23 protein-coding genes and 2 tRNA genes are annotated in these 23,451 nt (G+C 68.2%); 13 read left to right on the forward strand and 12 right to left on the reverse strand.

Annotated elements, in window-relative coordinates:
* Positions 1–77 precede the first annotated feature (77 nt).
* The 9 genes from ACIPJY_RS11620 to rpmH form a co-directional block, all read right to left on the reverse strand.
* Positions 78–659, reverse strand: coding sequence for a dihydrofolate reductase family protein (locus tag ACIPJY_RS11620; RefSeq protein ID WP_400464371.1), 582 nt, complete (start codon positions 657–659; stop codon positions 78–80).
* A gap of 72 nt (positions 660–731) precedes the next feature.
* A complete protein-coding gene (locus ACIPJY_RS11625; protein WP_400464368.1) occupies positions 732–1,712 on the reverse strand; it encodes a ParB/RepB/Spo0J family partition protein in 981 nt (326 codons plus the stop codon).
* On the reverse strand, positions 1,712–2,605 hold the full coding sequence (locus ACIPJY_RS11630; protein ID WP_400464366.1) for a ParA family protein: 894 nt from the start codon (positions 2,603–2,605) through the stop codon (positions 1,712–1,714). Before ACIPJY_RS11630 ends, ACIPJY_RS11625 begins: the two co-directional genes overlap by 1 nt.
* A gap of 85 nt (positions 2,606–2,690) precedes the next feature.
* Positions 2,691–3,353: a 16S rRNA (guanine(527)-N(7))-methyltransferase RsmG gene (rsmG, locus tag ACIPJY_RS11635; RefSeq protein ID WP_400464363.1), complete on the reverse strand. Its 663-nt coding sequence runs from the start codon at positions 3,351–3,353 to the stop codon at positions 2,691–2,693.
* Entirely contained in the window at positions 3,350–3,850 is a 501-nt protein-coding gene (locus ACIPJY_RS11640) for a protein jag (protein ID WP_400464360.1), read from the reverse strand. Before ACIPJY_RS11640 ends, rsmG begins: the two co-directional genes overlap by 4 nt.
* Positions 3,851–4,819, reverse strand: a complete 969-nt coding sequence (gene yidC / locus ACIPJY_RS11645; RefSeq protein WP_123655019.1) for a membrane protein insertase YidC — start codon at positions 4,817–4,819, stop codon at positions 3,851–3,853.
* Positions 4,820–4,827: 8 nt separating this feature from the next.
* A complete protein-coding gene (yidD, locus tag ACIPJY_RS11650; RefSeq protein ID WP_123655020.1) occupies positions 4,828–5,208 on the reverse strand; it encodes a membrane protein insertion efficiency factor YidD in 381 nt (126 codons plus the stop codon).
* Entirely contained in the window at positions 5,205–5,546 is a 342-nt protein-coding gene (gene rnpA, locus ACIPJY_RS11655) for a ribonuclease P protein component (RefSeq protein ID WP_400464357.1), read from the reverse strand. The genes yidD and rnpA overlap by 4 nt, the downstream gene beginning before the upstream one ends.
* Positions 5,547–5,633: 87 nt before the next feature.
* Positions 5,634–5,771 carry a 50S ribosomal protein L34 gene (gene rpmH, locus ACIPJY_RS11660; protein ID WP_071299798.1) on the reverse strand — a complete coding sequence of 46 codons (138 nt, stop codon included), beginning with the start codon at positions 5,769–5,771 and terminating at the stop codon, positions 5,634–5,636.
* A 493-nt stretch (positions 5,772–6,264) separates the two neighbouring features.
* On the opposite strand from rpmH, the gene dnaA reads away from it, so the two are divergent.
* From dnaA to ACIPJY_RS11710, 10 genes are all read left to right on the forward strand, one after another.
* Positions 6,265–7,725 (forward strand): chromosomal replication initiator protein DnaA, encoded by a 1,461-nt coding sequence (gene dnaA / locus ACIPJY_RS11665; RefSeq protein ID WP_400464352.1) that lies wholly within the window; start codon positions 6,265–6,267, stop codon positions 7,723–7,725.
* A gap of 472 nt (positions 7,726–8,197) precedes the next feature.
* The gene (gene dnaN, locus ACIPJY_RS11670; RefSeq protein WP_400464349.1) at positions 8,198–9,343 is read left to right on the forward strand and encodes a DNA polymerase III subunit beta; all 1,146 of its coding nucleotides are present in this window, start codon (positions 8,198–8,200) and stop codon (positions 9,341–9,343) included.
* A gap of 71 nt (positions 9,344–9,414) precedes the next feature.
* Positions 9,415–10,302 (forward strand): phosphogluconate dehydrogenase (NAD(+)-dependent, decarboxylating), encoded by an 888-nt coding sequence (gene gnd, locus ACIPJY_RS11675; protein ID WP_400464346.1) that lies wholly within the window; start codon positions 9,415–9,417, stop codon positions 10,300–10,302.
* A gap of 31 nt (positions 10,303–10,333) precedes the next feature.
* Complete coding sequence (gene recF, locus ACIPJY_RS11680) at positions 10,334–11,569, forward strand: DNA replication/repair protein RecF (RefSeq protein ID WP_400464343.1); 1,236 nt, start codon at positions 10,334–10,336, stop codon at positions 11,567–11,569.
* The gene (locus tag ACIPJY_RS11685; protein ID WP_400464340.1) at positions 11,569–12,069 is read left to right on the forward strand and encodes a DUF721 domain-containing protein; all 501 of its coding nucleotides are present in this window, start codon (positions 11,569–11,571) and stop codon (positions 12,067–12,069) included. Before recF ends, ACIPJY_RS11685 begins: the two co-directional genes overlap by 1 nt.
* Positions 12,070–12,202: 133 nt before the next feature.
* Positions 12,203–14,203, forward strand: a complete 2,001-nt coding sequence (gyrB, locus tag ACIPJY_RS11690) for a DNA topoisomerase (ATP-hydrolyzing) subunit B (RefSeq protein WP_400464337.1) — start codon at positions 12,203–12,205, stop codon at positions 14,201–14,203.
* A 113-nt stretch (positions 14,204–14,316) separates the two neighbouring features.
* Complete coding sequence (gene gyrA / locus ACIPJY_RS11695) at positions 14,317–16,974, forward strand: DNA gyrase subunit A (RefSeq protein ID WP_400464334.1); 2,658 nt, start codon at positions 14,317–14,319, stop codon at positions 16,972–16,974.
* Complete coding sequence (locus ACIPJY_RS11700; protein WP_070417462.1) at positions 16,967–17,374, forward strand: DUF3566 domain-containing protein; 408 nt, start codon at positions 16,967–16,969, stop codon at positions 17,372–17,374. Before gyrA ends, ACIPJY_RS11700 begins: the two co-directional genes overlap by 8 nt.
* Before the next feature lie 75 nt (positions 17,375–17,449).
* Positions 17,450–17,526: transfer RNA gene (locus ACIPJY_RS11705), tRNA-Ile, on the forward strand.
* 11 nt (positions 17,527–17,537) lie between these two features.
* A tRNA-Ala gene (locus ACIPJY_RS11710) sits at positions 17,538–17,610 on the forward strand.
* A 380-nt stretch (positions 17,611–17,990) separates the two neighbouring features.
* On the opposite strand, the gene ACIPJY_RS11715 is transcribed toward ACIPJY_RS11710, so the two are convergent.
* Positions 17,991–18,572 carry a hypothetical protein gene (locus ACIPJY_RS11715; protein ID WP_400464331.1) on the reverse strand — a complete coding sequence of 194 codons (582 nt, stop codon included), beginning with the start codon at positions 18,570–18,572 and terminating at the stop codon, positions 17,991–17,993.
* A gap of 117 nt (positions 18,573–18,689) precedes the next feature.
* On the opposite strand from ACIPJY_RS11715, the gene ACIPJY_RS11720 reads away from it, so the two are divergent.
* Positions 18,690–19,229, forward strand: coding sequence for a peptidylprolyl isomerase (locus tag ACIPJY_RS11720; RefSeq protein WP_123655029.1), 540 nt, complete (start codon positions 18,690–18,692; stop codon positions 19,227–19,229).
* Positions 19,230–19,378: 149 nt separating this feature from the next.
* On the forward strand, positions 19,379–20,089 hold the full coding sequence (locus ACIPJY_RS11725) for a rhomboid family intramembrane serine protease (protein WP_400464327.1): 711 nt from the start codon (positions 19,379–19,381) through the stop codon (positions 20,087–20,089).
* Positions 20,090–20,371: 282 nt separating this feature from the next.
* Here the strand turns inward: ACIPJY_RS11725 and ACIPJY_RS11730 are convergent, their stop codons facing one another.
* Positions 20,372–20,626, reverse strand: coding sequence for a cell division protein CrgA (locus ACIPJY_RS11730; protein WP_400464324.1), 255 nt, complete (start codon positions 20,624–20,626; stop codon positions 20,372–20,374).
* Positions 20,627–20,708: 82 nt separating this feature from the next.
* Between ACIPJY_RS11730 and ACIPJY_RS11735 the strand changes: the two genes are divergently transcribed.
* Positions 20,709–21,353, forward strand: coding sequence for an anthranilate synthase component II (locus tag ACIPJY_RS11735; RefSeq protein WP_400464321.1), 645 nt, complete (start codon positions 20,709–20,711; stop codon positions 21,351–21,353).
* Positions 21,354–21,585: 232 nt separating this feature from the next.
* Here the strand turns inward: ACIPJY_RS11735 and pknB are convergent, their stop codons facing one another.
* Positions 21,586–23,394 (reverse strand): Stk1 family PASTA domain-containing Ser/Thr kinase, encoded by a 1,809-nt coding sequence (gene pknB, locus ACIPJY_RS11740; RefSeq protein ID WP_400464318.1) that lies wholly within the window; start codon positions 23,392–23,394, stop codon positions 21,586–21,588.
* Between the last annotated feature and the right edge of the window lie 57 nt (positions 23,395–23,451).

Consider the following 23,451-nt stretch of genomic DNA (forward strand, 5'->3'; position numbering starts at 1 on the left):
CTGCGCGCCTGCTCGGCCCGCAGACGCCCACACAGCCCCGCTGAGCCTCGACCACGGCGCTCGCCGCGCCACGCGGATCAGGTCCGGTCGTACCGCGCGACAGCGAGCCCACTCGAGCTTCGAGTGACGTCCTGCAGTGCGAACCGCGCGGACACCCCGTCGCCGAACAGCTTCCGCCCAGCACCGAGCACGACCGGATGCTGGATCAGGAGCAGGGTGTCGACGAGCCCGACGGGCAACAGCGAACGGACGAGTACCCCGCTGCCCATGACCACGAGGTTGCCCGGCCCGTCGCGAACCGCCGCACGCAGCTCCTCGAGGACGTCCCCGGTCACGAGGCGAGAGTTCGGCCACGGCAACGAAGCGCCCGGGTCCCGCGAGACGACGAGCTTCTCCACGTGGTTCAACCCGTCCTTGAACGGTCCACCCGCGGCGTTCCAGTGGCCCAGCAGGTCGTCATAGGTGCGACGCCCGAAGAGCCACGAGAAGGCCGGGCCCATCACCTGCCCCATCGCCGCCCCCACGACCTCGTCCGAGCCGGTCGAGCCGACGTCAGCCCACCCGCCGGCTGCGAACCCGTCCCGGGGGTCCTCGTCAACCCGCCCGGGAGCCTGCATCACCCCGTCGAGACTGACGTGGTTGATGACGACGATTCCCATGGCTGGCTCCTCGCGGTGTTGCACGTGGAACAGTTGCCCTTCGTGGATGTTCCACGTGGAACCTACGCCGGCTCAGCCGTTGACGTCCTCTGCACCGAGCTCGCCGAGGATGCGGTTGAGGTCCGCTGCGTTCGCGAAGTCGATCGTCACGCGGCCCTTCCGAGCACCGACGGCGATCCGCACTCGGGTGTTCAAGCGATCCCCGAGGCGCTCAGCGACGTCCGCGAAGTGCGCATCGCGCTTCGAGGGCTGCGCCGGAGCCTTCTTCGGCGTGCCCTGCGCCAGCTGCTGCGCAGCCGCCTCGGCCTGCCGTACGGAGAGATCCTCGTTGACGATCTTCTCGGCGAGGTACTCCATCGCCTCCGCGTCCGGCGCAGCCAGGATCGCCCGGGCGTGGCCGGCTGACAGGACTCCGGCCGCCACACGACGCTGTACGGGGGAGGGCAGGCGGAGCAGGCGGATCGTGTTGGTGATCTGCGGCCGAGACCGACCGATGCGCTGTCCGAGCTGCTCCTGCGTGATCCCGAAGTCGGCAAGCAGCTGCTGGTACGCGGATGCCTCTTCCAGGGGGTTCAGCTGCGCGCGGTGCAGGTTCTCCAGCAGCGCGTCACGCAGCATGGCGTCATCGGGGGTTTCCTTGACGATCGCCGGGATCGTCGCGAGTCCGAGTTCCTTCGTGGCACGCAGACGCCGCTCACCCATGATGAGCTCGTACTGCGGCTGCGCACCCACCGCCCCGTCGATCGGCCGCACGACGATCGGCTGCAACAGGCCGATCTCGCGGATGGAGTGGACGAGCTCCTGCAGCTCTTCCTCGCGGAACTCCTTGCGGGGCTGCTGCGCGTTGGGAACGATGTCGAGCGGGTTGAGGTTCGCCAGGCGAGCACCCGGCACCGCGACGAGCTCCTCAGCGGTGCCACCCTCTGCCGCGGGTGCGGACGCCGGCGTCCCTCCGGTCGGGAAGAAGACGTCAACGGGGCGGTCCTGCTGGTCGGATGCCGTGGGGATCAGCGCGCCGATGCCTCGGCCGAGTCCGGTCCGCTTGGGTGCCATCAGTGCTTCGCTCCTCGTGCTGCGATCTCGGCGGCCGCCTCCAGGTAGGAGAGCGACCCGGTTGAGTTGACGTCGTACGCCACAACACTCTGTCCGTAGCTCGGTGCCTCGCTCACGCGGACCGACCGGGGGATCATCGCCTTGAGGACCTGGTCACCGAAGTGTTCACGGACGTCCGCCGCGACCTGGTTGGCCAGGTTGGTCCGTCCGTCGTACATGGTCAGCAGGATCGTGGACACACGGAGGTTCGGGTTCAGATGCCGCTCGATCAGCTCGATGTTGCGGAGGAGCTGGCTCAGACCTTCGAGCGCGTAGTACTCGCACTGGATCGGGATCAGGACCTCCTCCGCAGCGACGAAGGCGTTGATCGTCAGGAGTCCCAGCGACGGCGGGCAGTCGATGAAGACGTAGTGGTACGGCTCGTCGAGCGACGACAGGTACTGGTCGAGCGCGGTGCGGAGTCGCTGCTCCCGGGCCACGAGCGAGACCAGTTCGATCTCCGCCCCCGCCAGGTGGATCGTCGCGGGCACGCACCACAGCGTGTCCGACTCGGGGGACTGCTGGACCGCATCGGCGATGGGGGCCTCGTCGACGATGACGTCGTAGATGCTGGCGACCTCGGCCTGGTGGTTCACGCCGAGCGCGGTCGACGCATTCCCCTGCGGGTCGAGGTCGATCACGAGCACTCGTGCTCCGCCGCGAGCGAGCGCCGCCGCCAGGTTCACCGTGGTGGTTGTCTTGCCGACGCCGCCCTTCTGGTTCGACACCGTCAGGATGCGCGTCTTCTCGGGCAACGGGAACTGCTCCGACGCGATTGCGCGCCGGCGCCGGTTCAGGTCAGCGATCTCGCGAGCGAGCGGCGTCGACGCGTCGTAGTCGGTCGATGAACTCAACGAGTGCCTCTTCCCCGGTTCGATGTTTCACGTGGAACGCGGGGCGCTGCACACGATCTACGAGTGGTCTCAGCGCCGCGCGGCGTCAGTCAACTGTAGCCCGGAAGACCCGCGTGGTCTCCTCGACCACACCGACACCGAGCTCCATGACCTCGACGTCCGTGAGTCGCTTGCGCAGGATGACCTTCCGCGCCGCGACCACCTCGTCGTCGACCCGGGCACCCTTCATCAGGATGAGCTGCCCGCCGGATCGGACGAGCGGCACCGTGATCGGGATGAGCTTCGACAGCGCACTCACGGCGCGAGCCGTGACCTGGTCGAGCACGAGCGAGTCCGCGACGTCCTCGGCTCGGCCGCGGAGGACGGTCACGTTGGTCAGGCCCAGCCGATCGGCCTCAGCCGTGAGCCACTCCACTCGGCGCTCCATCGGCTCGATGAGCGTGAACGTGACATCGGGACGCGCGATCGCGAGGACGAGTCCGGGGAGCCCTGCTCCGGAGCCGACGTCACCGACGTGACCATCAGCCTCCAGGAGGGGTGCCACCAGCGCGGAGTTGAGGATGTGTCGAGTCCACAACCGTGGCAACTCGAGCGGGCCGATCAGGCCCAGCTCCTCACCCCGGCGTGCGAGCTCGTTCGTGAACGACCGAGCAACGTCGAGACGGTCACCGAAGAGCGTCGCCGCGACCGCGGGTTCGGCCTCGAGGGCCGGTGCTTCGGACGGAGCGGAGCCGGCGGCATCCGTCATCGGGTGATGACCGTGTGACGGTCGCGGCCCTCGCCCTCGGACTCCGAGCGGAAGCCCTTCTCGGCCACGAGGTCGTGCACCAGCTTGCGCTCGTACGACGACATCGGGGGGAGCGACGCGGTCGCGGAACCGGCCTCGATCCGCTCGACCGCGGTGTCCACGAGGCGCTGGAGCTCGGACGCACGGGCGTCTCGCGAGCCGCCGACGTCGAGGATGAGCCGGCTGAACTCGCCGGTCTCGGCCTGCACGGCGATGCGCGTGAGTTCCTGCAGTGCGGAGACGGTGTCCGGCTTCGCGAGGACCCGCAGAGCGTTGCCCTCGTCGGTCACCGACAGGTACACGCGCCCGGCGCGCTCCTCGATCTCGATGTCACCGTCGAGGTCGCAGATGTCGAGGAGCTCCTCGATGTAGTCCGCGGCGATGTCTGCTTCGTCGCGGGTGTCCTCGGCCTCGGTGTCGGTCGTGTCCACGGCTGCGGCGGTGTCCTGCTCGGTCACTTACTTCTTCCCGTTCTTCTTCGAGCGCTGCTTGCCGACCGGCTGCGAACGCTGGGTCGTGACGCGGACCGCCTCGATCTCCGCGGCACCGGCACCGGCGCCTGCCTCGGCGAGGACGCCGGCGGGGACACCGCGGCGCTGCGCCTTCTTGGCCAGGCGCGCTTCACGGGCGAGCGCTGCCTCGGAGCCGGGCGTCGGCATGCTGCGGATGACGAAGTACTGCTGCGCCATCGTCCAGAGGTTGGAGGCCAGCCAGTAGAACATGACGCCGAGGGGGAACGAGAGACCCGAGATCACGAAGATCAGCGGGAGCACGTACAGCATCATCTTCTGCTGGCGGTACATCGGGGACGCCTTGGTCTCCGGCGACATGTTCTTCGCGACGAGCTGCAGCTGCGTGATGAACTGCGACGCGGTCATCACGACGATCATGAACCCGGCGATCGCGCGGACTTCCCAGCCTGAGGCGTTCGTGAAGGTCTCGTGCAGCGGGGCGCCGAACAGCGCCGCATCGCCGAAGGACTTCGCGAGGTCGTTCGTCAGCAGGCCGATGCCCACCTTGTTGATCTGCGCCTCGTGCAGCACCGAGTACAGCGAGAAGAAGATCGGCATCTGCAGCAGCAGCGGCAGGCAGGAGCTCAGCGGGTTGGTCCCGGTCTCCTTGTACAGCGCCATGGTCTCGCGGGACATGGCCTCACGCGAGAACTGGTCCTTCTTGCCCTTGTACTTGTCCTGGATCTTCTTCAGCTGCGGTGCCACCTCGAGCATCCGACGCTGCGACTTGATCTGTCGCACGAAGATCGGGATGAGCGCCGCGCGGACGACGAACGTCAGGAAGATGATCGACAGCACCCACGTGATGCCCGCGGACGGGTCCATGCCGATGCTCTCGAAGATCCAGTGGAAGCCGACGAGGATGGCGGAGACCACCCACTTGAGGGGCCAGAGGATCGTTCCGATGAGGTCCATGAGGACGGTCACGCCTTTCGAGTGCGCTGGGGGAGCAGGACCGGACGGACGATGCCGGCCGGGGACTGCGACTGCTGCCGTGCCGGGGCGAGCACGAAGCCGAACCGGTTGACGTTGTAGGGGCGACGACGGTCAGGGACGTCGTCGATGCCGCCGGCCGCCCAGGGGTTGCAGCGGCCGATGCGCCATGCGCCCATCGCGGTCCCGCGTACGACGCCGTACTGCTGGATCGCTTCGAGCGCGTAGCGCGAGCACGAGGGGTGGTACCGGCAGACGTTGCCGTAGAGCGGGGAGATCACGGCACGGTAGGCCCGGAGCACGACGACGCAGGCGTTGCGCGGGAGCAACGCCACGGTCCACAGGACCTGCACCAGGAGCGTCCGGTTCATGCTGCCTTCTCCACACCGCGCGCGAACGATCGCGAGACGTCTTCGAGCAGGGTAGGCCATGTGGCCTGCGCAGCGGCTGGCAGTGCGCGCACCACCACGTCGTACCCGGTGGGGTCCGACGCCAACAGCTCGTGGGCGATGCCCTTGAGCCGCCGCCGCACGAGGTTGCGGGTCACCGCGTTGCCGACCGTCTTCGCCACGATGAAGCCGAAGCGGGTCGGCTCCGAGGGTCGCGGCACCACCGAGACGACCACGTTCGCCGTGGCGCTCCTGCGGCCACGACGGACGGTCGCTCGGTAGTCGTTCCCGAGGACGATCCGGTTCACGCGCGCGAGCACGACGTCACCACGAGGGCCGCAGGCGCACCGAAGCGCCGCGCGGCAGGACGACGGGTCCCGCCGGCACGGCGCCGGATGCAGCTCGGATCAAGCAGAGAGCTCGGTGCGGCCCTTGGCACGACGAGCGGCCAGGATCGCACGACCCGCACGGGTACGCATGCGGAGGCGGAAGCCGTGCTTCTTGGCCCGGCGACGGTTGTTCGGCTGGAAGGTGCGCTTGCTCATGATCTTCTCCACACGGCTGCTCGACGCGAGCCGTCACGAATACGTTTGGTTGACGCAGGTGGGCGCGACCAAGGGGCCGCAGTCAACTTCTCAACGGTACGTGACAGACCCGGAGAGGTCAAACCCCGGGCGGGACCGGGGGTTCTCCACATTGGGGACAACTTCCGTTCGGTAGGACCGGCCTCGGTCCTTTACAGTTGGTGGATCGAACCGCCCTCTGGCCCGGTACGACGGGGGAGTACCCGGTCGCAGCGGACCTGGGCGGTCGTGGACAAGACTGTGGACAACCCTGTGGGAAGCCCGCGGCACAACGGCGTCGACGAAGCCACCCGAGCCACGGACGACCCGTCGGGAACCGTGTCGCTGCGCCCGCCCGAGCGCCCGGAACGCCCTGCCCACCACGCCGCGGTGCACCGCCACGCGCCACCACGACGAGCACCACGGCACCACGAACAGCAGACGGACGACACGAGACCCTGGAGACGAGCGCGACATGACGATGCCGGCCGACCCCGTCGAGGACCTCTGGTCTTCCGTCCTCGGACTCCTCGCTGACGACGACCGCATCACGCCGCAGCTGCACGGCTTCCTCAACCTCGTCGAGCCGAAGGGCGTCCTCGCCGGCACCCTCTACCTCGAGGTACCGAACGACCTCACCCGCGGCATGCTCGAGCAGCGCATCCGCGTCCCCATCACCGAAGCGGTCTCACGCATCGGTGACGACACCGTGGCGAACTTCGCGATCACCGTGAACCCGGACATGGCGTCGGAGCCCCGCGTCGAACCGACCGTGCCGAACTACGCCGAACCGGTCGCCGCCGACCAGGTCGTGGAGCAGAGCGCGGCACCCCGCCAGTACATCGAGGCGCCGTTCGTGCCGAGCCAGATCGACGCCCCCGGCACCAGCGGCCGCCCCGAGTCCCGGCTGAACCCGAAGTACAACTTCGACAACTTCGTCATCGGCGCCTCCAACCGGTTCGCGCACGCAGCGGCCGTCGCCGTGGCCGAAGCGCCGGCCAAGGCGTACAACCCGCTCTTCATCTACGGCGACTCCGGCCTCGGCAAGACGCACCTGCTGCACGCGATCGGCCACTACGCCGAGAGCCTCTACCCGGGGATCCGGGTGCGGTACGTGTCGAGCGAGGAGTTCACGAACGACTTCATCAACTCGATCGCGAACAACCGCTCGAACCAGTTCCAGCAGCGGTACCGCGACATCGACATCCTGCTCATCGACGACATCCAGTTCCTCCAGGGCAAGGACTCCACGCAAGAGGCCTTCTTCCACACGTTCAACACGTTGCACGACCACAACAAGCAGGTCGTCATCACGTCCGACGTCGCGCCGAAGCACCTCACCGGGTTCGAGGACCGGATGCGCAGCCGCTTCGAGTGGGGCCTGATCACCGACGTCCAGGCGCCCGACCTCGAGACCCGCATCGCGATCCTCCGCAAGAAGGCGCAGTCCGACCACCTGCAGGTCCCGGACGACATCCTCGAGTTCATGGCGTCGAAGGTGTCGAGCAACATCCGGGAGCTCGAGGGGACGCTCATCCGCGTCACCGCGTTCGCGAGCCTGAACCGGACGGCCGTCGACATGGCGCTGGTGCAGACGGTCCTGAAGGACCTGATCACGCTCGACGAGGACAACGTCATCGCGCCGACGGACATCATCAACCACACCGCGGAGTACTTCAAGCTCTCGGTCGACGACCTCTACGGCTCGTCCCGGTCCCAGGCGATCGCCACGGCACGGCAGATCGCGATGTACCTGTGCCGTGAGCTCACGAGCCTGTCGCTGCCGAAGATCGGACAGCTGTTCGGCAACCGCGACCACACCACCGTGATGTACGCGAACAAGAAGATCGCGGAGCTCATGAAGGAGCGCCGGTCCATCTACAACCAGGTCACCGAGCTGACCAGCCGGATCAAGCAGGACCGCCGGTACCGCTGAGCGCACTGCGCTCGCGTCCGCCAGAACAAACGTTCTGGCTGTCTGGAGGCTGGACTCACCCCCGTGAGATCGGCATCCGTTGGCGCGCGTCCACCATCTGAGACGGTTCCATGCGGCGGAGTTCTCACAGTGTGGAAAGCCTGTGGATAACTGTGGATGACACGCCGGACGGTTGTACACAGTCGGAGGGGCATCTGTGGAGACTGGGGATGGAAGTGGATAGATGAGATTCATTCATCCCGAGAGCGCCAACAGGCCGCTCACAAGTCACATGGTTGTAGTTCCCTGTCGCTGACCGGCATCCCCAGGGTTATCCACAGTGTGCACAGGCGTTAATACTCTTGTTCCTGTTCTTCTATCGGGATCCCTGGGCCAACCTTGTGGACGGCCGAATCACACGAAATCCGGGTCCGGCTCCGCTGTGCCACAATGGGGCGGCCGGACAGTCCAACGATCGACAGGGGTCCCAGCTGTGAAGTTCGAGGTCAACCGGGACGTCTTCTCCGAAGCCGTCTCCTTCGCGGTGAAGCTCCTCCCACAGCGAACGACCCTCCCGATCCTGTCGGGTGTCCTGATCCACGCAGAGGGCGACCGGCTCACCCTCTCCTCGTTCGACTACGAGGTCTCGGCGCAGACCTCGATCTCGGCGCAGATCGACGACGCGGGCACGGTCCTCGTCTCCGGCCGGCTGCTGAACGACATCGCGAGCCGACTGCCGAACGCCCCCGTCACGTTCTCCACGGAAGAGTCGCGGATCACCGTGACCTGCGGTTCGGCGCACTTCACGCTGCTGAGCATGCCGGTCGAGGAGTACCCGACCCTGCCGGAGATCGGCGCGCAGACCGGTGTGATCCCGGGCGACGCCTTCTCGGAGGCCGTCTCGCAGGTCGCCGTCGCCGCCAGCCGCGACGACGTGACCCCGGTCATCACCGGTGTCCAGCTCGAGGTCGGCGACAACGACCTCTCCCTGATCGCCACGGACCGCTACCGCGTCGCCGTCCGGACCATCGCCTGGGACTCCGGCCGCGTCGGTTCGGAACCGATGCACGCGCTGGTCCCGGCCCGCACCCTGCAGGAAGTGGGCCGCACGTTCGGCTCCGCCTCGACGGTGTCGGTCTCGATCAGCGGCACCTCGGACCGCGAACTGATCGCCTTCCAGGCCGACGACAAGACCGTGACGTCGCTGCTCATCAAGGGCAACTACCCGCCGGTCCGCCGGCTCTTCCCCGAGACCGTCGAGGACCACGCCGTGATCAACACGGCCGAACTGGTCGAAGCGGTCCGACGGGTCTCCCTCGTCCTGGAGCGCGAAGCGGCGCTCCGGTTCTCCTTCACGGTCGACGGGCTCACGCTCGAGGCGATCGGTTCCGAACAAGCGCAGGCGTCAGAGTCGATCGATGCGTTGCTGACCGGTGAGGAAACGGTGGTCTCGCTGAAGCCCGCCTTCCTCCTGGACGGGTTGAACGCGGTGCACTCCGAGTTCGTCCGGATCTCCTTCACCAAGACGGAGAACCCCAACAAGCCGGGCCCGGTGCTCATCACCGGCCAGTCCTCGCGTGAGGAACCGGCGACGGACGGATACCGGTACCTGCTGCAGCCCAATCTCCTGCTGCGATAGCGCAGGCAGCCGCACACTGCGCTGACGCCCCACCCCCTGCATCAGCGCGACGACGAACAGAAGAGGAAATCATGCACATCGGTCTTGTCGGCCTCGGTCGCATGGGCAACAACATGCGTGCCCGTCTCCGCAACGCAGGCATCGAGGTCACCGGGTACGACGCCAACCCCGCCGTCTCCGATGTCGCCAGCCTCGCCGACCTCGCGGCCGCGCTGCCCGAGGGTCAGAAGCTCGTGTGGGTCATGGTCCCGCACGGCAAGATCACCGACGACGTGATCACCGAGCTCGCCGGCGTCCTCGCCGAGGGCGACCTGGTGATCGACGGTGGCAACTCGAAGTGGCTCGACGACACCACGCACGCCGAGCAGCTCGGTGCGCGCGGCATCCGCTACATGGACGCCGGCGTCTCCGGTGGCGTCTGGGGCAAGGACAACGGCTACGGCCTCATGGTCGGCGGTGACGCGAAGGACGTCGAGTTCGCCATGCCGGTCTTCGACGCGCTCCGTCCCGAGGGCCCCCGCGAAGAGGGCTTCTCGCACGCCGGCCCGATCGGCGCCGGTCACTACGCGAAGATGGTGCACAACGGCATCGAGTACGCGATCATGCAGGCCTACGGTGAGGGCTACGAGCTCCTCGAGGCCAAGGACCTGATCACCGACGTCCCCGCCGTCTTCGCCGGATGGCAGCGCGGCACGGTCGTCCGCTCCTGGCTGCTCGACCTCATGGTGCTGGCCCTCAACGAGGACCCGAAGCTCGCCGAGCTCGAGGGCTACGTCGAGGACTCCGGCGAGGGCCGGTGGACCCTGGAAGAGGGCATCGAGCTCGCCGTGCCGATGCCGGCGCTCTCCGCGTCGATCTTCGCGCGCTTCGTCTCGCGTCAGGGCAGCGCGTCCCCGACGATGAAGGCCGTCGCGGCGCTCCGCAACCAGTTCGGCGGCCACGCCGTCAAGAAGTCCTAGGACTTCCCGGGGAAACCCGGCCTCGGCCCGCGTGCACGTCGACCATCTCCAACTGACCGACTTCCGGAACTACCGGGAGGCGGACGTCGACCTCGTACGCGGGCCGAACCTCTTCGTGGGGCGGAACGGCCAGGGCAAGACCAACCTGGTCGAGTCGATCGCCTACCTGTCCACGCTCGGCTCGCACCGCGTCCCCACCGACGCGGCCCTCGTCCGACAGGGCTGCGACGCGGCGATCATCCGCGCACGGCTCGCCCACGACGACCGCAGCATCCTCGCCGAGGTACAGATCAACCGCTCGGGGTCGAACCGGGCGCAGATCAACCGGGCCGCGATCAAGCCGCGCGAGCTGCCGCGGTACTGCTCGAGCGTGTTGTTCGCGCCGGAGGACCTCGCGCTGGTCCGTGGCGAACCGGCCGGCCGACGCCGGATGCTCGACGAGCTCCTCGTCCAGATCGCGCCCCGGATGCAGGGTGTCATCGCCGACTACGACCGCACCCTCCGGCAGCGGAACACCCTGCTGAAGTCCGCGCGGGCGACCGGCGCGAAGTCCGGTTCGCTCGCGACGCTCGACGTGTGGGACGAACGACTCGTGGCGTTCGGCTCCGAGATCATCGCCGCGCGCGACCACCTCACGCGCCGACTCGCACCCTTCGTCGCCGAGGCGTACGCGACCGTCGCCGGTGAGCGCCACGAAGCGTCGATCACCGGCGTGCTGAGCGTCCGCGGGGGCGACCCGGAGGACGCCGCCGCGACCGACCCCGTCCTCGGGACCCCGGACGAACCGGTCTCCGTCCCGGCAGCGGCCGAGGCCTTCCGCGGCGCGCTCGAACGACGGCGACGCGACGAACTCGACCGCGGGCTGACGCTCGCCGGCCCCCACCGGGACGACGTGCTCTTCACCCTGAACGGGTTACCTGCCCGTGGATACGCCAGTCACGGCGAGTCCTGGTCCTTCGCGCTGGCGATCCAGCTCGCGAGCGCATCGATCCTGCGCGCCGAGTCCACCCTCGGCGACCCGATCATCATCCTCGACGACGTGTTCGCCGAGCTCGACGAATCACGGCGTGAGCGACTGGGCAACGCGGTGGCGGACTACGAGCAGGTGCTCATCACGGCAGCGGTGTTCGGCGACGTGCCGGCGCAGCTGGCGGCGCACACCGTCCGGATCGAGTCCGGCACCATCGTGACCGAGGAGACGGAGTCGACCACGGCCTCCCGTCCGGACGACACCGCGGCAGACCACGCGACGGAAGCCGGCGCCTGATGCCGCGCCCGTGGAAGCCCACCGAGCCGAGCCGGGTGTACCAGCACCTCAAGGCCGTCTTCGGCGACCCGGCGAAGCGCGGTGTCGACGCCCGTCGTCGCCGGGCCAAGGAGATCGACGCGGACACCGTGCCGTACGGCCGCGGGCGCGAGCCCAAGGGCCTCGGCGACATCGTCGGTTCCCTCGCCGCCGAACTCGGGTGGACCGAGCCGCTCGCGCGGTCCGAACTCTTCGTGGACTGGCCGAGCGTCGTCGGCGACGAGCTCGCCAAGCACTCCCGCCCGGTCACGATCGAGGACGGCGCACTCGTCATCCGGTGCGACTCGACGGCGTGGGCGACGCAGCTCCGGCTGATGCGTGCGAGCGTCACGACGACCATCGCGGAGCGGCACCCGGAAGCGGGCGTGGAGTCGATCCGGGTTTCCGGCCCGGACGCCCCCACCTGGAAACGGGGTCCCAGGACGGTCCAGGGGCGCGGTCCTCGCGACACCTACGGTTGAGCAGACGAAATCATCCTCTGGTCGCGAAATCGGCCGTCCAGGGGCCGTTTTCGCCCTCGGGAGATGGCCTCCTGCGATAGACTGGGCGGTGCAGTGCGCGGGCGTTCCGCGCGCAGGCAGGAGCACTCTCGACATGGCATCAGGATCTGAAGAGGACCGACAGGACCCCCGCGGCAACCCCGCCGCAGAAGAACCGTCGTACGGCGCAGACCAGATCCAGGTGCTCGAAGGGCTCGAGGCAGTCCGCAAGCGCCCGGGCATGTACATCGGGTCCACCGGTCCCCGTGGTCTCCACCACCTGGTGCAGGAGATCGTCGACAACTCGGTGGACGAGGCCCTCGCCGGGTACTGCGACACCATCGACGTCACCATCCGCGAAGACGGCGGCGTCCGCGTGGTCGACAACGGCCGTGGCATCCCGGTCGGCATCCACGCGGCCGAGGGCGTCTCGACCGTCCAGGTCGTCCTGACCGTCCTGCACGCCGGCGGCAAGTTCGGCGGCGGCGCGTACGCGGTCTCCGGTGGTCTGCACGGCGTGGGTTCCTCCGTCGTGAACGCGCTGAGCTCGGAGCTCGACGTCGAGGTCCGCCAGCAGGGCCACGTGTGGCGTCAGAGCTACACCGACGGTGTCCCGGTCGCGCCCCTGTCCAAGGACGAGGCATCCGACGACCACGGCACCACCATCACGTTCTGGCCGAACGCCGAGATCTTCGAGACGGTCGTCTTCGACTACGAGACCCTGCGCGCCCGGTTCCAGCAGATGGCGTTCCTGAACAAGGGGCTCCGGATCAACCTCCGTGACGAGCGCACACCGGACGAAGGGGAAGAGTCGCGCCACGACTCCTTCCGCTACGAGCGCGGTCTCGCCGACTACGTCGAGTACATCAACGCGCAGAAGAAGGCGGACCTGGTCCACCCGGACGTCATCGGTTTCGAGGCAGAGGACACCGAGCGCAAGATCGCGCTCGAGGTCGCGATGCAGTGGAACACCTCCTACCAGGAGAGCGTCCACACCTTCGCGAACACGATCAACACGCACGAGGGCGGCACCCACGAAGAAGGGTTCCGCGCAGCGCTCACCACGCTCGTGAACCGCTACGCGCGTGAAGCCAAGATCATCAAGGAGAAGGACGACAACCTCACGGGTGACGACATCCGTGAAGGACTGACCGCCGTCATCTCCGTCAAGCTCGGCGAACCGCAGTTCGAGGGCCAGACGAAGACCAAGCTCGGCAACACCGAGGCGAAGTCCTTCGTGCAGCGCGTCGTCGGCACGGAGCTCACGCACTGGTTCGAGAGCAACCCGACCCAGGCCCGCGACGTCGTCCGCAAGGCCATCCAGGCATCGCAGGCGCGCCTCGCCGCCCGCAAGGCCCGCGAGACCACCCGCCGCAAGGGCCTGCTCGAGTCCGGTGGCATGCCGGGCAAGCTGAAGGACTGCCAGTCGAAGGACCCGACGCTGTCGGAGATCTTCATGGTGGAGGGCGACTCGGCCGGCGGTTCCGCCGTGCAGGGCCGCAACCCGATGACCCAGGCGATCCTGCCCCTGCGCGGCAAGATCCTGAACGTCGAGAAGGCGCGCCTCGACCGTGCCCTGGCGAACCAGGAGATCCAGTCGATGATCACGGCGTTCGGTGCCGGCATCGGTGAGGACTTCGACCCGGACAAGGCCCGCTACCACAAGATCGTGCTGATGGCCGATGCCGACGTCGACGGCCAGCACATCACCACGCTCCTGCTGACGCTGCTCTTCCGCTACATGCGGCCGCTCATCGAGCGCGGGTACGTGTACCTCGCGCAGCCGCCGCTGTACCGCCTGAAGTGGTCGAACTCCGCGCACGAGTACGTGTTCAGCGACCGTGAGCGCGACGCCCTGCTGCAGTCGGGCATCGCCGCCGGCAAGCGCATCCCGAAGGACAACGGGATCCAGCGCTACAAGGGCCTCGGCGAGATGGACTACAAGGAGCTCTGGGACACCACGATGAACCCGGACACCCGCACCCTGCTCCAGGTCACGCTGGAGGACGCGGCCGCGGTGGACAGCGTCTTCGCGACCCTGATGGGTGAGGACGTCGACGCACGTCGTCAGTTCATCCAGCAGAACGCCAAGGACGTCCGCTTCCTCGACATCTAGGGGCCGGCTGCGCGGCGTGAGCCGCGCGGACCAGTCCGGACCACCTGTGGTCGCGCCCGGCGCGACTGACGGCACCACGGCCTCCAGACCGTGCAGAAAGGGAACGAAGCCACATGGCTGACGACAACGACACCGGCGCCGACGAGCAGCCCGAGATCGTGCACGGCGACAGCGGGGACATCGTCGTCTCCGGTGACCGCATCTCGCAGGTCGACCTGCAGCTCGAGATGCAGCGCTCGTACCTCGACTACGCGATGAGCGTCATCGTCGGTCGCGCGCTGCCCGAGGTCCGCGACGGCCTGAAGCCCGTGCACCGCCGCGTGATCTACGCGATGTACGACGGCGGCTACCGCCCGGACCGCGCGTTCTCCAAGTGCTCGCGCGTCGTCGGCGACGTCATGGGGCAGTTCCACCCGCACGGTGACAGCGCCATCTACGACGCGCTCGTCCGCCTGGTGCAGCCGTGGTCGCTCCGCTACCCGCTCGCGCTCGGCCAGGGCAACTTCGGTTCGCCCGGCAACGACGGCGCAGCGGCCCCGCGGTACACCGAGACCAAGATGGCCCCGCTCGCCATGGAGATGGTCCGGGACATCGACGAGGAAACCGTCGACTTCCAGGACAACTACGACGGCCGCACGCAGGAGCCTGCGATCCTGCCCGCCCGCTTCCCGAACCTGCTGGTCAACGGCTCGGTCGGCATCGCGGTCGGCATGGCGACGAACATCCCGCCGCACAACCTGCGGGAAGTGGCCGCCGGCGCGAAGTGGGCGCTCGAGCACCCCGATGCCACGCGTGAAGAACTCCTCGGCGCGCTCATGCAGCGCATCAAGGGACCGGACTTCCCGACCGGGGCGCAGATCCTCGGCACCAAGGGCATCCAGGACGCCTACCGCACGGGCCGCGGCTCGATCACGATGCGCGCCGTCGTCAGCGTCGAGGAGATCCAGGGCCGCACCTGCCTGGTCGTCACCGAGCTGCCGTACCAGGTCAACCCGGACAACCTCGCGATCAAGATCGCCGAGCTCGTCAAGGACGGCCGTCTCGCCGGCGTCGCGGACATCCGCGACGAGACCTCCGGTCGTACCGGCCAGCGCCTGGTCATCGTGCTGAAGCGCGACGCGGTCGCCAAGGTCGTCCTGAACAACCTGTACAAGCACACGCAGCTGCAGGAGAACTTCGGCGCGAACATGCTCGCGATCGTCGACGGTGTCCCGCGCACCCTGGCGCTCGACGGCTTCATCTCCGCCTGGGTCGACCACCAGATCGACGTCATCGTCCGCCGTACCCAGTACCGGCTGCGCGAGGCCGAGAAGCGCGCGCACATCCTGCGTGGGTACCTGGCGGCGCTCGACGCCCTCGACGAGGTCATCGCGCTCATCCGTCGGTCGCCCGACGTCGAGGAAGCCCGCACCGGCCTGATGGACCTGCTGTCCGTCGACGAGATCCAGGCCCGCGCGATCCTCGAGCTCCAGCTGCGTCGTCTGGCCGCCCTCGAGCGCCAGAAGATCCACGAGGAAGCCGAGGCCCTCGAGCTCAAGATCGCGGACTTCAACGACATCCTCGGCTCCGAGACGCGCCAGCGGTCGATCATCGGCGAGGAGCTCGACGAGATCGTCGACCGCTTCGGCGACGACCGCCGCAGCGAGATCATGTTCGGCTACGACGGCGACATGTCCATCGAGGACCTCATCCCCGAGGAAGAGGTCGTCGTCACCATCACCCGCGGTGGGTACGTCAAGCGCACCCGCAGCGACCAGTACCGCTCGCAGCACCGCGGCGGCCGTGGTGTCCGCGGCGCCCAGCTCCGCGCGGACGACGTCGTGGAGCACTTCTTCGTCACGACGACGCACCACTGGCTGCTGTTCCTCACCGACCAGGGCCGCGTGTACCGGGCCAAGGCGTACGAGCTGCAGGAAGCCGGGCGCGACGCCAAGGGCCAGCACTCGGCGAACCTCCTCGCCATGCAGCCGGACGAGCAGATCCAGCAGGTCCTGGACATCCGCGACTACGAGGCCGCGCAGTACCTCGTGCTCGCCACCGAGCAGGGCCTCGTGAAGAAGACCGCGCTCACCGAGTACGACACGAACCGCACCGGCGGCATCATCGCGATCAACCTCCGCGACGGCGACAAGCTCCGCTCGGCGCTGCTCGTGGACGAGTCCGACGACCTGCTGCTCGTCTCGCGCCACGGGATGTCGCTCCGCTTCACCGCGACGAACGACACCCTGCGCCCGATGGGTCGATCGACCTCCGGCGTGAAGGGCATGTCCTTCCGCGACGGCGACTCCCTGCTCGCGGCCCGCGTCGTCTCGGACGACGGGTTCGTCTGGGTGATGACCGAGGGTGGCTACGCCAAGCGCACCGCGGTCGACCAGTACCGCATCCAGGGACGCGGTGGCCTCGGCATCAAGGTGGCCAAGCTGGCTGCCGACCGAGGCGACCTTGTGGGGGCTCTCATCGTGGGCGAGGACGACGAGGTGCTCGTCGTGCTGCAATCGGGCAAGGTGGTAAGGTCTGCCGTGGCCGAGGTCCCCGCCAAGGGTCGTGACACGATGGGCGTCGTCTTCGCGAGGTTCGCGGAGAACGACCGGATCATCGCGGTGGCCCGGAACACAGAGCGGAACCTGGACGACCAGGACGACGCCGAGATCGAGCCCGCGGGCCCGGTGGAGACGGTCAGCCCTGCCGAAGCGGCCCCCGACTCCACTGATCCCACCGACACCGCGCCTGATGTAGACGAGGCCGGAGAGGACCAGTCAACCAATGAGTAGTGTCGCCGAGAAGCTCCAGAAGAAGGCGAAGCGTCCCGTCGGCACCCGCCAGGTCCGACTGCGGCTCGTGTACGTCGACTTCTGGTCGATGGTGAAGCTGAGCTTCCTCATCGCCCTGGCCGGCAGCATCGTGATCGTGGTCGCCACGGCGCTGGTGTGGGTCATCCTGAACCAGACGGGTGTGTTCACCCAGATCGACGCCCTGTTGAAGGACGTCACCGGGCAGAACAACTACTCGATCATGGACCAGTTCTCGCTGGGCCAGGTGCTCGGGTTCTCCATCGTCGTGGGCATCCTCAACGTGGTCGTCGGCACCGTGCTCGGCGCCATCGTGAGCGTGCTCTACAACCTCAGTGTTCGGATCACGGGCGGCCTGCTCGTGGGCTTCACGAACAACTGACACACCCGGGCCGGGTGGGCCTGCGGCTCGATTTCGTTCCGGCGAGATCGTACGGTAGGCTTTCATCCGGTCTGAGGGGCTATAGCTCAGGCGGTTAGAGCGCTTCGCTGATAACGAAGAGGTCCAAGGTTCAAGTCCTTGTAGCCCCACCACATCCCCTCCCGGGGCCTTAGCTCAGTTGGTAGAGCGCCTGCTTTGCAAGCAGGATGTCAGGAGTTCGATTCTCCTAGGCTCCACTCGTTCGGCCCGAGCGGTGTCCCGCTCGGCGGCTTCCGCTCTGCTCGTGCTCTGCGCGCTCGGCTCTGCTTGTGCTTTGCGCGCGTGGCGCCGCCTTCCGCGTGTGGCGCCGCTCTGTGCGCCAGACGCCGCCGTTGCCGGCGGCGTCTCGGGCCGTCTGCGGCGTCTCGGCTCTCAGGGGGCGCCACGGGCTGGAGGCTCGTGCCGGGCCCGCCACGAGCCTCCCGCCCGTGAGATCGCACTTTCTGTCGGAGGCCCCTCTCGGGACACGACACGAAGTGCGATCTCGGCCCCGCGCGAGCGCGTGCGCGGGCGCGTGCGGGCCGGGACGACGAAGGGCCCCGGCGTGTGCCGGGGCCCTTCGTACGAACCGGGGAGGTCAGGCGGCGGACTTGTCCGCCGAGTCGGCGTCGTCGGCGACCCAGAGGTCGTCGTCGGCGCGGAGCGTCTGGTACGCGGCGTAGGCGGCACCGGCGACGGCGACCACCCCGACCACGATCAGCGCGACACCGCCGAAGCCGATGCCCTTCTTCTTCTGCGCAGCGGCGGGCACGTACTTGACGGCCGCCTTCTTCGCCTTCTTGCCCTTCTTCTGGGCGTCCTTCACGATCTTCTTGACCCGGGGGTCCTTCGCGAGGTCGACCACGCTCAGCACGGAGCCGGCGGTGGACACGAGGCCCGGCACGACCTCGGTCTGGAAGCGGTGCGAGGCGTTCTGCGCTGCCGAGGTGGCAGCGTGCACACCCGTGGCGACAGCCGGGCGGATGCCACTGTCGATCGCGTGCTGGACGCGGGGTGCGATGTCCTTGCGTGCTGCGTCGGCAGCGTTGGAGCGCGCCTCGGCGAGGATCGCGTTCGCGTGCTCGAGGACCTTGCGCTGCTCGGTGAGGAGCGTCGAGGTCTGTCCCTTGAGCTTCTTGATCTGCTTGCGACGCTTGCGCGGGAGTTCGATCGTCGTCATCTGGTACCTCCATCGGAACGGCGTGCGTCCCATCCTGCCACTGCACCACCTGACAGGTCACGGAGTCGCACCTGTGGGTACCGTCTGTACGCAGCGGACGCATGCGAGAATCGGAACATGTCTCTGCACACCGCTGTCGCAACGATCCACACCAACAAGGGCGACATCCGCGTCAACCTGTTCGGCAACCACGCTCCGAAGACCGTCAAGAACTTCGTCGACCTCGCGACGGGTCAGCAGGAGTGGACCCACCCGGGGACGGGCAAGGTCTCCACCGACAAGCTCTACGACGGTGTGGTCTTCCACCGCATCATCAAGGACTTCATGATCCAGGGCGGCGACCCGCTCGGCCAGGGCATCGGCGGCCCCGGCTACCGCTTCGACGACGAGATCTCGCCGGAGCTCACCTTCCAGAACCCGTACATCTTCGCGATGGCCAACGCCGGCATCCAGGGTGGCCGTGGCACCAACGGCTCGCAGTTCTTCATCACCACGGTCGCGACCCCCTGGCTGCAGGGCAAGCACACCATCTTCGGTGAGGTCGCCGACGACGAGTCGCGCAAGGTCGTCGACGCGATCGAGGGCGTGGCCACCGACGGCCGTGACAAGCCGCTCGAGGACGTCGTCATCAACAGCATCGACGTCGAGTCCGTCTGACCTCTGTGAGCGATCAGGCGTACAACCCGGCCAACTACTGCTACCGGCACCCGGACCGGCAGAGCTTCATCCTGTGCCAACGGTGCGGGCGGACGATCTGCACCGAGTGCCAGACGCCGGCGGCGGTCGGGGTGCACTGCCCTGAGTGCGTGCGCGAACACCGCATGCAGTTCTCGGCGAACCGCCGTGCGTCCGGGGCCCCGAACGGGTTCACGGTCGCACGGCGGCGCTTCGCCATGCTCGACCAGAAGGCGACGGTCGTCATCGTCGCCGTCTCGGTGCTGATCTGGCTCCTGGACCAGGTGTCCGGTCGCTTCTTCACGCAGCTGTTCTTCTACAACGCCGCGTACCTGCCGACGCAGCCGTGGCGGATGGTGACGTCGCTGTTCGTGCACTCGGGGATCTTCCACATCGCCTTCAACATGTGGGCGGTGTGGATCTTCGGCAGGATGCTCGAGAACATGCTCGGGACGTGGCGGTTCCTGGCGCTGTACTTCATCTCCGGGCTCGCCGGGTCCATGGCCGTGACACTGATCGCCCCCGGCACATCGGTCGTCGGGGCGTCCGGCGCGATCTTCGGGCTCTTCGCCGCCTTCTTCATGCTGCAGCGGAGCCTCGGTTCGAACGCCGTGTCCCTGCTCGTGATCATGGGCCTGAACCTGGTGATCGGGTTCCTGCCCGGCACGAACATCGCCTGGCAGGCGCACGTCGGCGGCATCGTCGCGGGCTTCGTGACCGGGTACGTGTTCGCCAAGACCCGGAACGTCCGGCAGCGTGGCCTGCAGATCACACTGCTGGTCGTCGAGGCCGTCGTGATCATCGCCCTGACCTACGTCGGGTACGCGATCGCGGTGCACTGACACCGCCGCACAGCACGACCCACGAACGCCCCGTCACTCTTCGCGAGCGGCGGGGCGTTCCTCGTCCTGTGGAGAACTCCCTGAGTTACACGGGTGTGATTATCCCCATTGTGGACTGAGCTGTGGATAACTCCGGGACGGGGGTGTGGAACGTCGTGTGGAGAACTCCGATTGCTGTGGAGAACGGGGTCAGCGGGCCTCTGGCGCCGGCAAGCCTGTGGAAAACGACGACGCCCGCTGCACCGATCGGTGCAGCGGGCGACGAGAGGTCGAAGCGGGTGGTCAGCGCCACCGGGTGGTCATCAGGAAGCCGACGAACATGATGCCGAAGCCGATCAGGATGTTCCAGGAGTTCAGCGAGGGGACCGGCAGGGTGCCCTGCGAGATGTAGAAGACGATCACCCAGGCGAGCCCGATGAGCATGAAGCCGAACATGACCGGCTTGAACCACACGGGATTGGGCTGATCGCCCGCCGTGTCGACCGAGTCGGCTCGGGTCCTCCGGGCGGGCTTGGTGCGGTCCTTGTCCTTGGCCATGGCCGGTATCCTACCGTGAACATGTGTGTGCACCGGCCCCACGGAGGCTGCACACGACCCCCACGAGTACGGTGAACCGACCATGACCAGGATCCTCGTCGTCGACAACTACGACAGCTTCGTCTACACGCTCAACGGCTACGTCCAGCAGCTCGGCGCGGAGACCGACGTCGTGCGCAACGACGCCTTCCCCGAGTCGGAGATCGCCGACCGGATCGCCGAGTACGACGGGGTGCTGCTCTCTCCCGGCCCCGGGACCCCAGCGGACGCCGGCGTCTCGATCGCGACCGTCCGTGCCGCCATCGAGGTCGACAAGCCCCTGCTGGGGGTCTGCCTCGGGCACCAGGCCATCGCCGAGGCCCTCGGCGCCACGGTCACCCACGCCGAGGAGCTCATGCACGGCAAGACGTCCCTGGTGGACCACGACGACAGCACGCTCTTCGCCGGGGTCCCGCACCCCTTCACCGCGACGCGGTACCACTCCCTGGCGATCGTCGACGGAACCGTCCCCGACGAACTCGCCGTCACGGCCCGGACGGCCGGCGGGGTCATCATGGGCGTCCAGCACGAGGACGCCCCCGTGTACGGCGTGCAGTTCCACCCCGAGTCCGTCCTGACCGAGGGCGGCTACCGGATGGTCGGCAACTGGCTGGAGACCGCCGGCCTCGCCGGCGCGGCGGAGCGCGCGGCGGGCCTCGGCCCGCTCATCGCCGCTCGGCGCGACTGATCCGCGGAGGGCCCGTGGCCACGAACGTCACCGTCTGACGGCCTGGAGGCTCGTGGCGGGCCCGCACCGGGCCTCCCGGCCGTGACATGGCCGGCCCCACGGCCGACGCGAGCCGACGAGTCTGCCGGTTGCCGAGTGCGCGTCCTGGCGACGAGTACACATGCGCCCGCACGTGCACTCGTCGTCTGCGCGCGCACATCCGGCGGCCCAGCCCCGACGCCGGCCGACGACGTCACTTGTCGTCGTTGCCGCCGTCGTCGTTGGTGTCGCCCTTGTCGTCGCCACCGTCGGTCGGCGTGGAGGTGGCCGGCGCGCTCGGCTGGTTCGACGCGGCACAGTACGTCAGTGCCACGGTGCTGCCCTGGGCGACGTCCCCGGCGGGCTTGTCCTGCTGGGTGACGGTCCCGCCGACGCACGAGTACGAGGGCTGCGGCGTCACCGTGAGACCGAGCCCGGCGAGCGTGGAGTTGGCGGTGGCGAACGGCTGCTGCGTCACGTCCGGGAGCTGCACGAGCCCGTTGGAGACGGTGAGGTTGATCACCGTGCCCTTGGGGTGCGACGAACCCGAGGCGGGGTCGGAGCTCATGACCGTTCCCTCGGGGACGGACGGCGAGTAGTCGGTGTTGATCGCGCCGATGGTGAAGCCGGCGGCCTCGAGGGCCTTCTGTGCGGCGTCCTGCGCCTGGTTCGCGACGTCCGGCACCGCGACCTGCTCCGGGCCGAGGGACACGACGACCCGGATGTTCTGGGACCGCGCGACGTTCGTCCCGGACCCGGGTTCGGTGCGGATCACCGAGCCCTTGTCCACCTTGTCGGAGTTCTCGTCGACGCGGACCGCGACGAGGTCACGCTTCTTGAGTGCGTTCTCGGCGGAGTCGTACGTGGCGCCGACGACGTTCGGGACGCTGACCGACGAGGACACCGGCGCCTGACCGGGCTGCAGGTTCGCGACCCAGAAGATCACACCAGCGATCACGGCGATCGTCAGGACGATGCCGACCCAGATCCACGCGACCGGCGGACGGTTCTGCGTGCGCTGCGGGCGGTGCTCCTGGGTGTCGTCGAGTTCCCGGAACGCGACTTCCGGGTTGGAGGTCGTGCGGGGGTTCACGCCGAAGAGCATCGTCGATGCGTCGTTCGCGGTCCGCTGGAGCTTCTTCGTCGACGCGGGGACCTGGCCCGCTGCCGCCTGCTCGAGGTCGCGGCGGAACTCCGCGGCGTTCTGGAAGCGGCGCGTGCGGTCCTTCACGAGGGCGTGCAGCGTGACGGCGTCGAGGGCGGGCGAGACGGCCGGGGTGATCGTCGACGGGGCGACGGGCTGCTCGCTGACGTGCTGGTACGCGACGGCGACGGGCGAGTCCCCGAGGAACGGCGGGCGGCCGGTCAGGAGCTCGAAGAGGACGATGCCGGTCGAGTAGAGGTCGGTGCGGGCGTCGACGGTCTCACCGCGGGCCTGCTCCGGGGAGAAGTACGACGCGGTGCCGAGGATCGACGTGGTCTGCGCGACGGTGGCCGAGGTGTCCGTGATGGCCCTGGCGATGCCGAAGTCCATCACCTTGACCTGGCCGGTGTGGGTCACCATGACGTTCGCGGGCTTGATGTCGCGGTGCACGACGCCGGCGCGGTGCGAGTACTCGAGCGCGGTGAGGATGCCGCTGGTGAGACGCACGGCCTCGTCCGGCTCGACCGGGCCCTCGCCGATGACGTCGCTGAGGGGACGCCCCTCGACGTACTCCATGACGATGAAGGGGACCTGCACCTCGGCGCCGGACTGCTCGGTCACGGTCTCTTCACCGGCGTCGTAGACGCGGACGATGGTCGGGTGCGCCATCCGGGCGGCCGCCTGGGCTTCCTGCCGGAAGCGGGTGCGGAACGCCGGGTCGTTGGCGAGGCTCGGCTTGAGGAGCTTCACGGCGACACGTCGACCGAGCCGGGTGTCCTGCCCCACGTGCACAGTGGCCATGCCGCCACGACCGATGACGTCACCGATCTCGTAGCGATTGGCGAGGAGCGTGATCCCCGCGGTCACACCTTCTGGCACGTACTCCTCCGAATGTCCGTCGGGGGCAAGTGTACGACAGCGCACCCTGGTGAGACG

Source organism: Curtobacterium sp. NPDC090223 (assembly GCF_044746585.1).
GTDB lineage: Bacteria > Actinomycetota > Actinomycetes > Actinomycetales > Microbacteriaceae > Curtobacterium.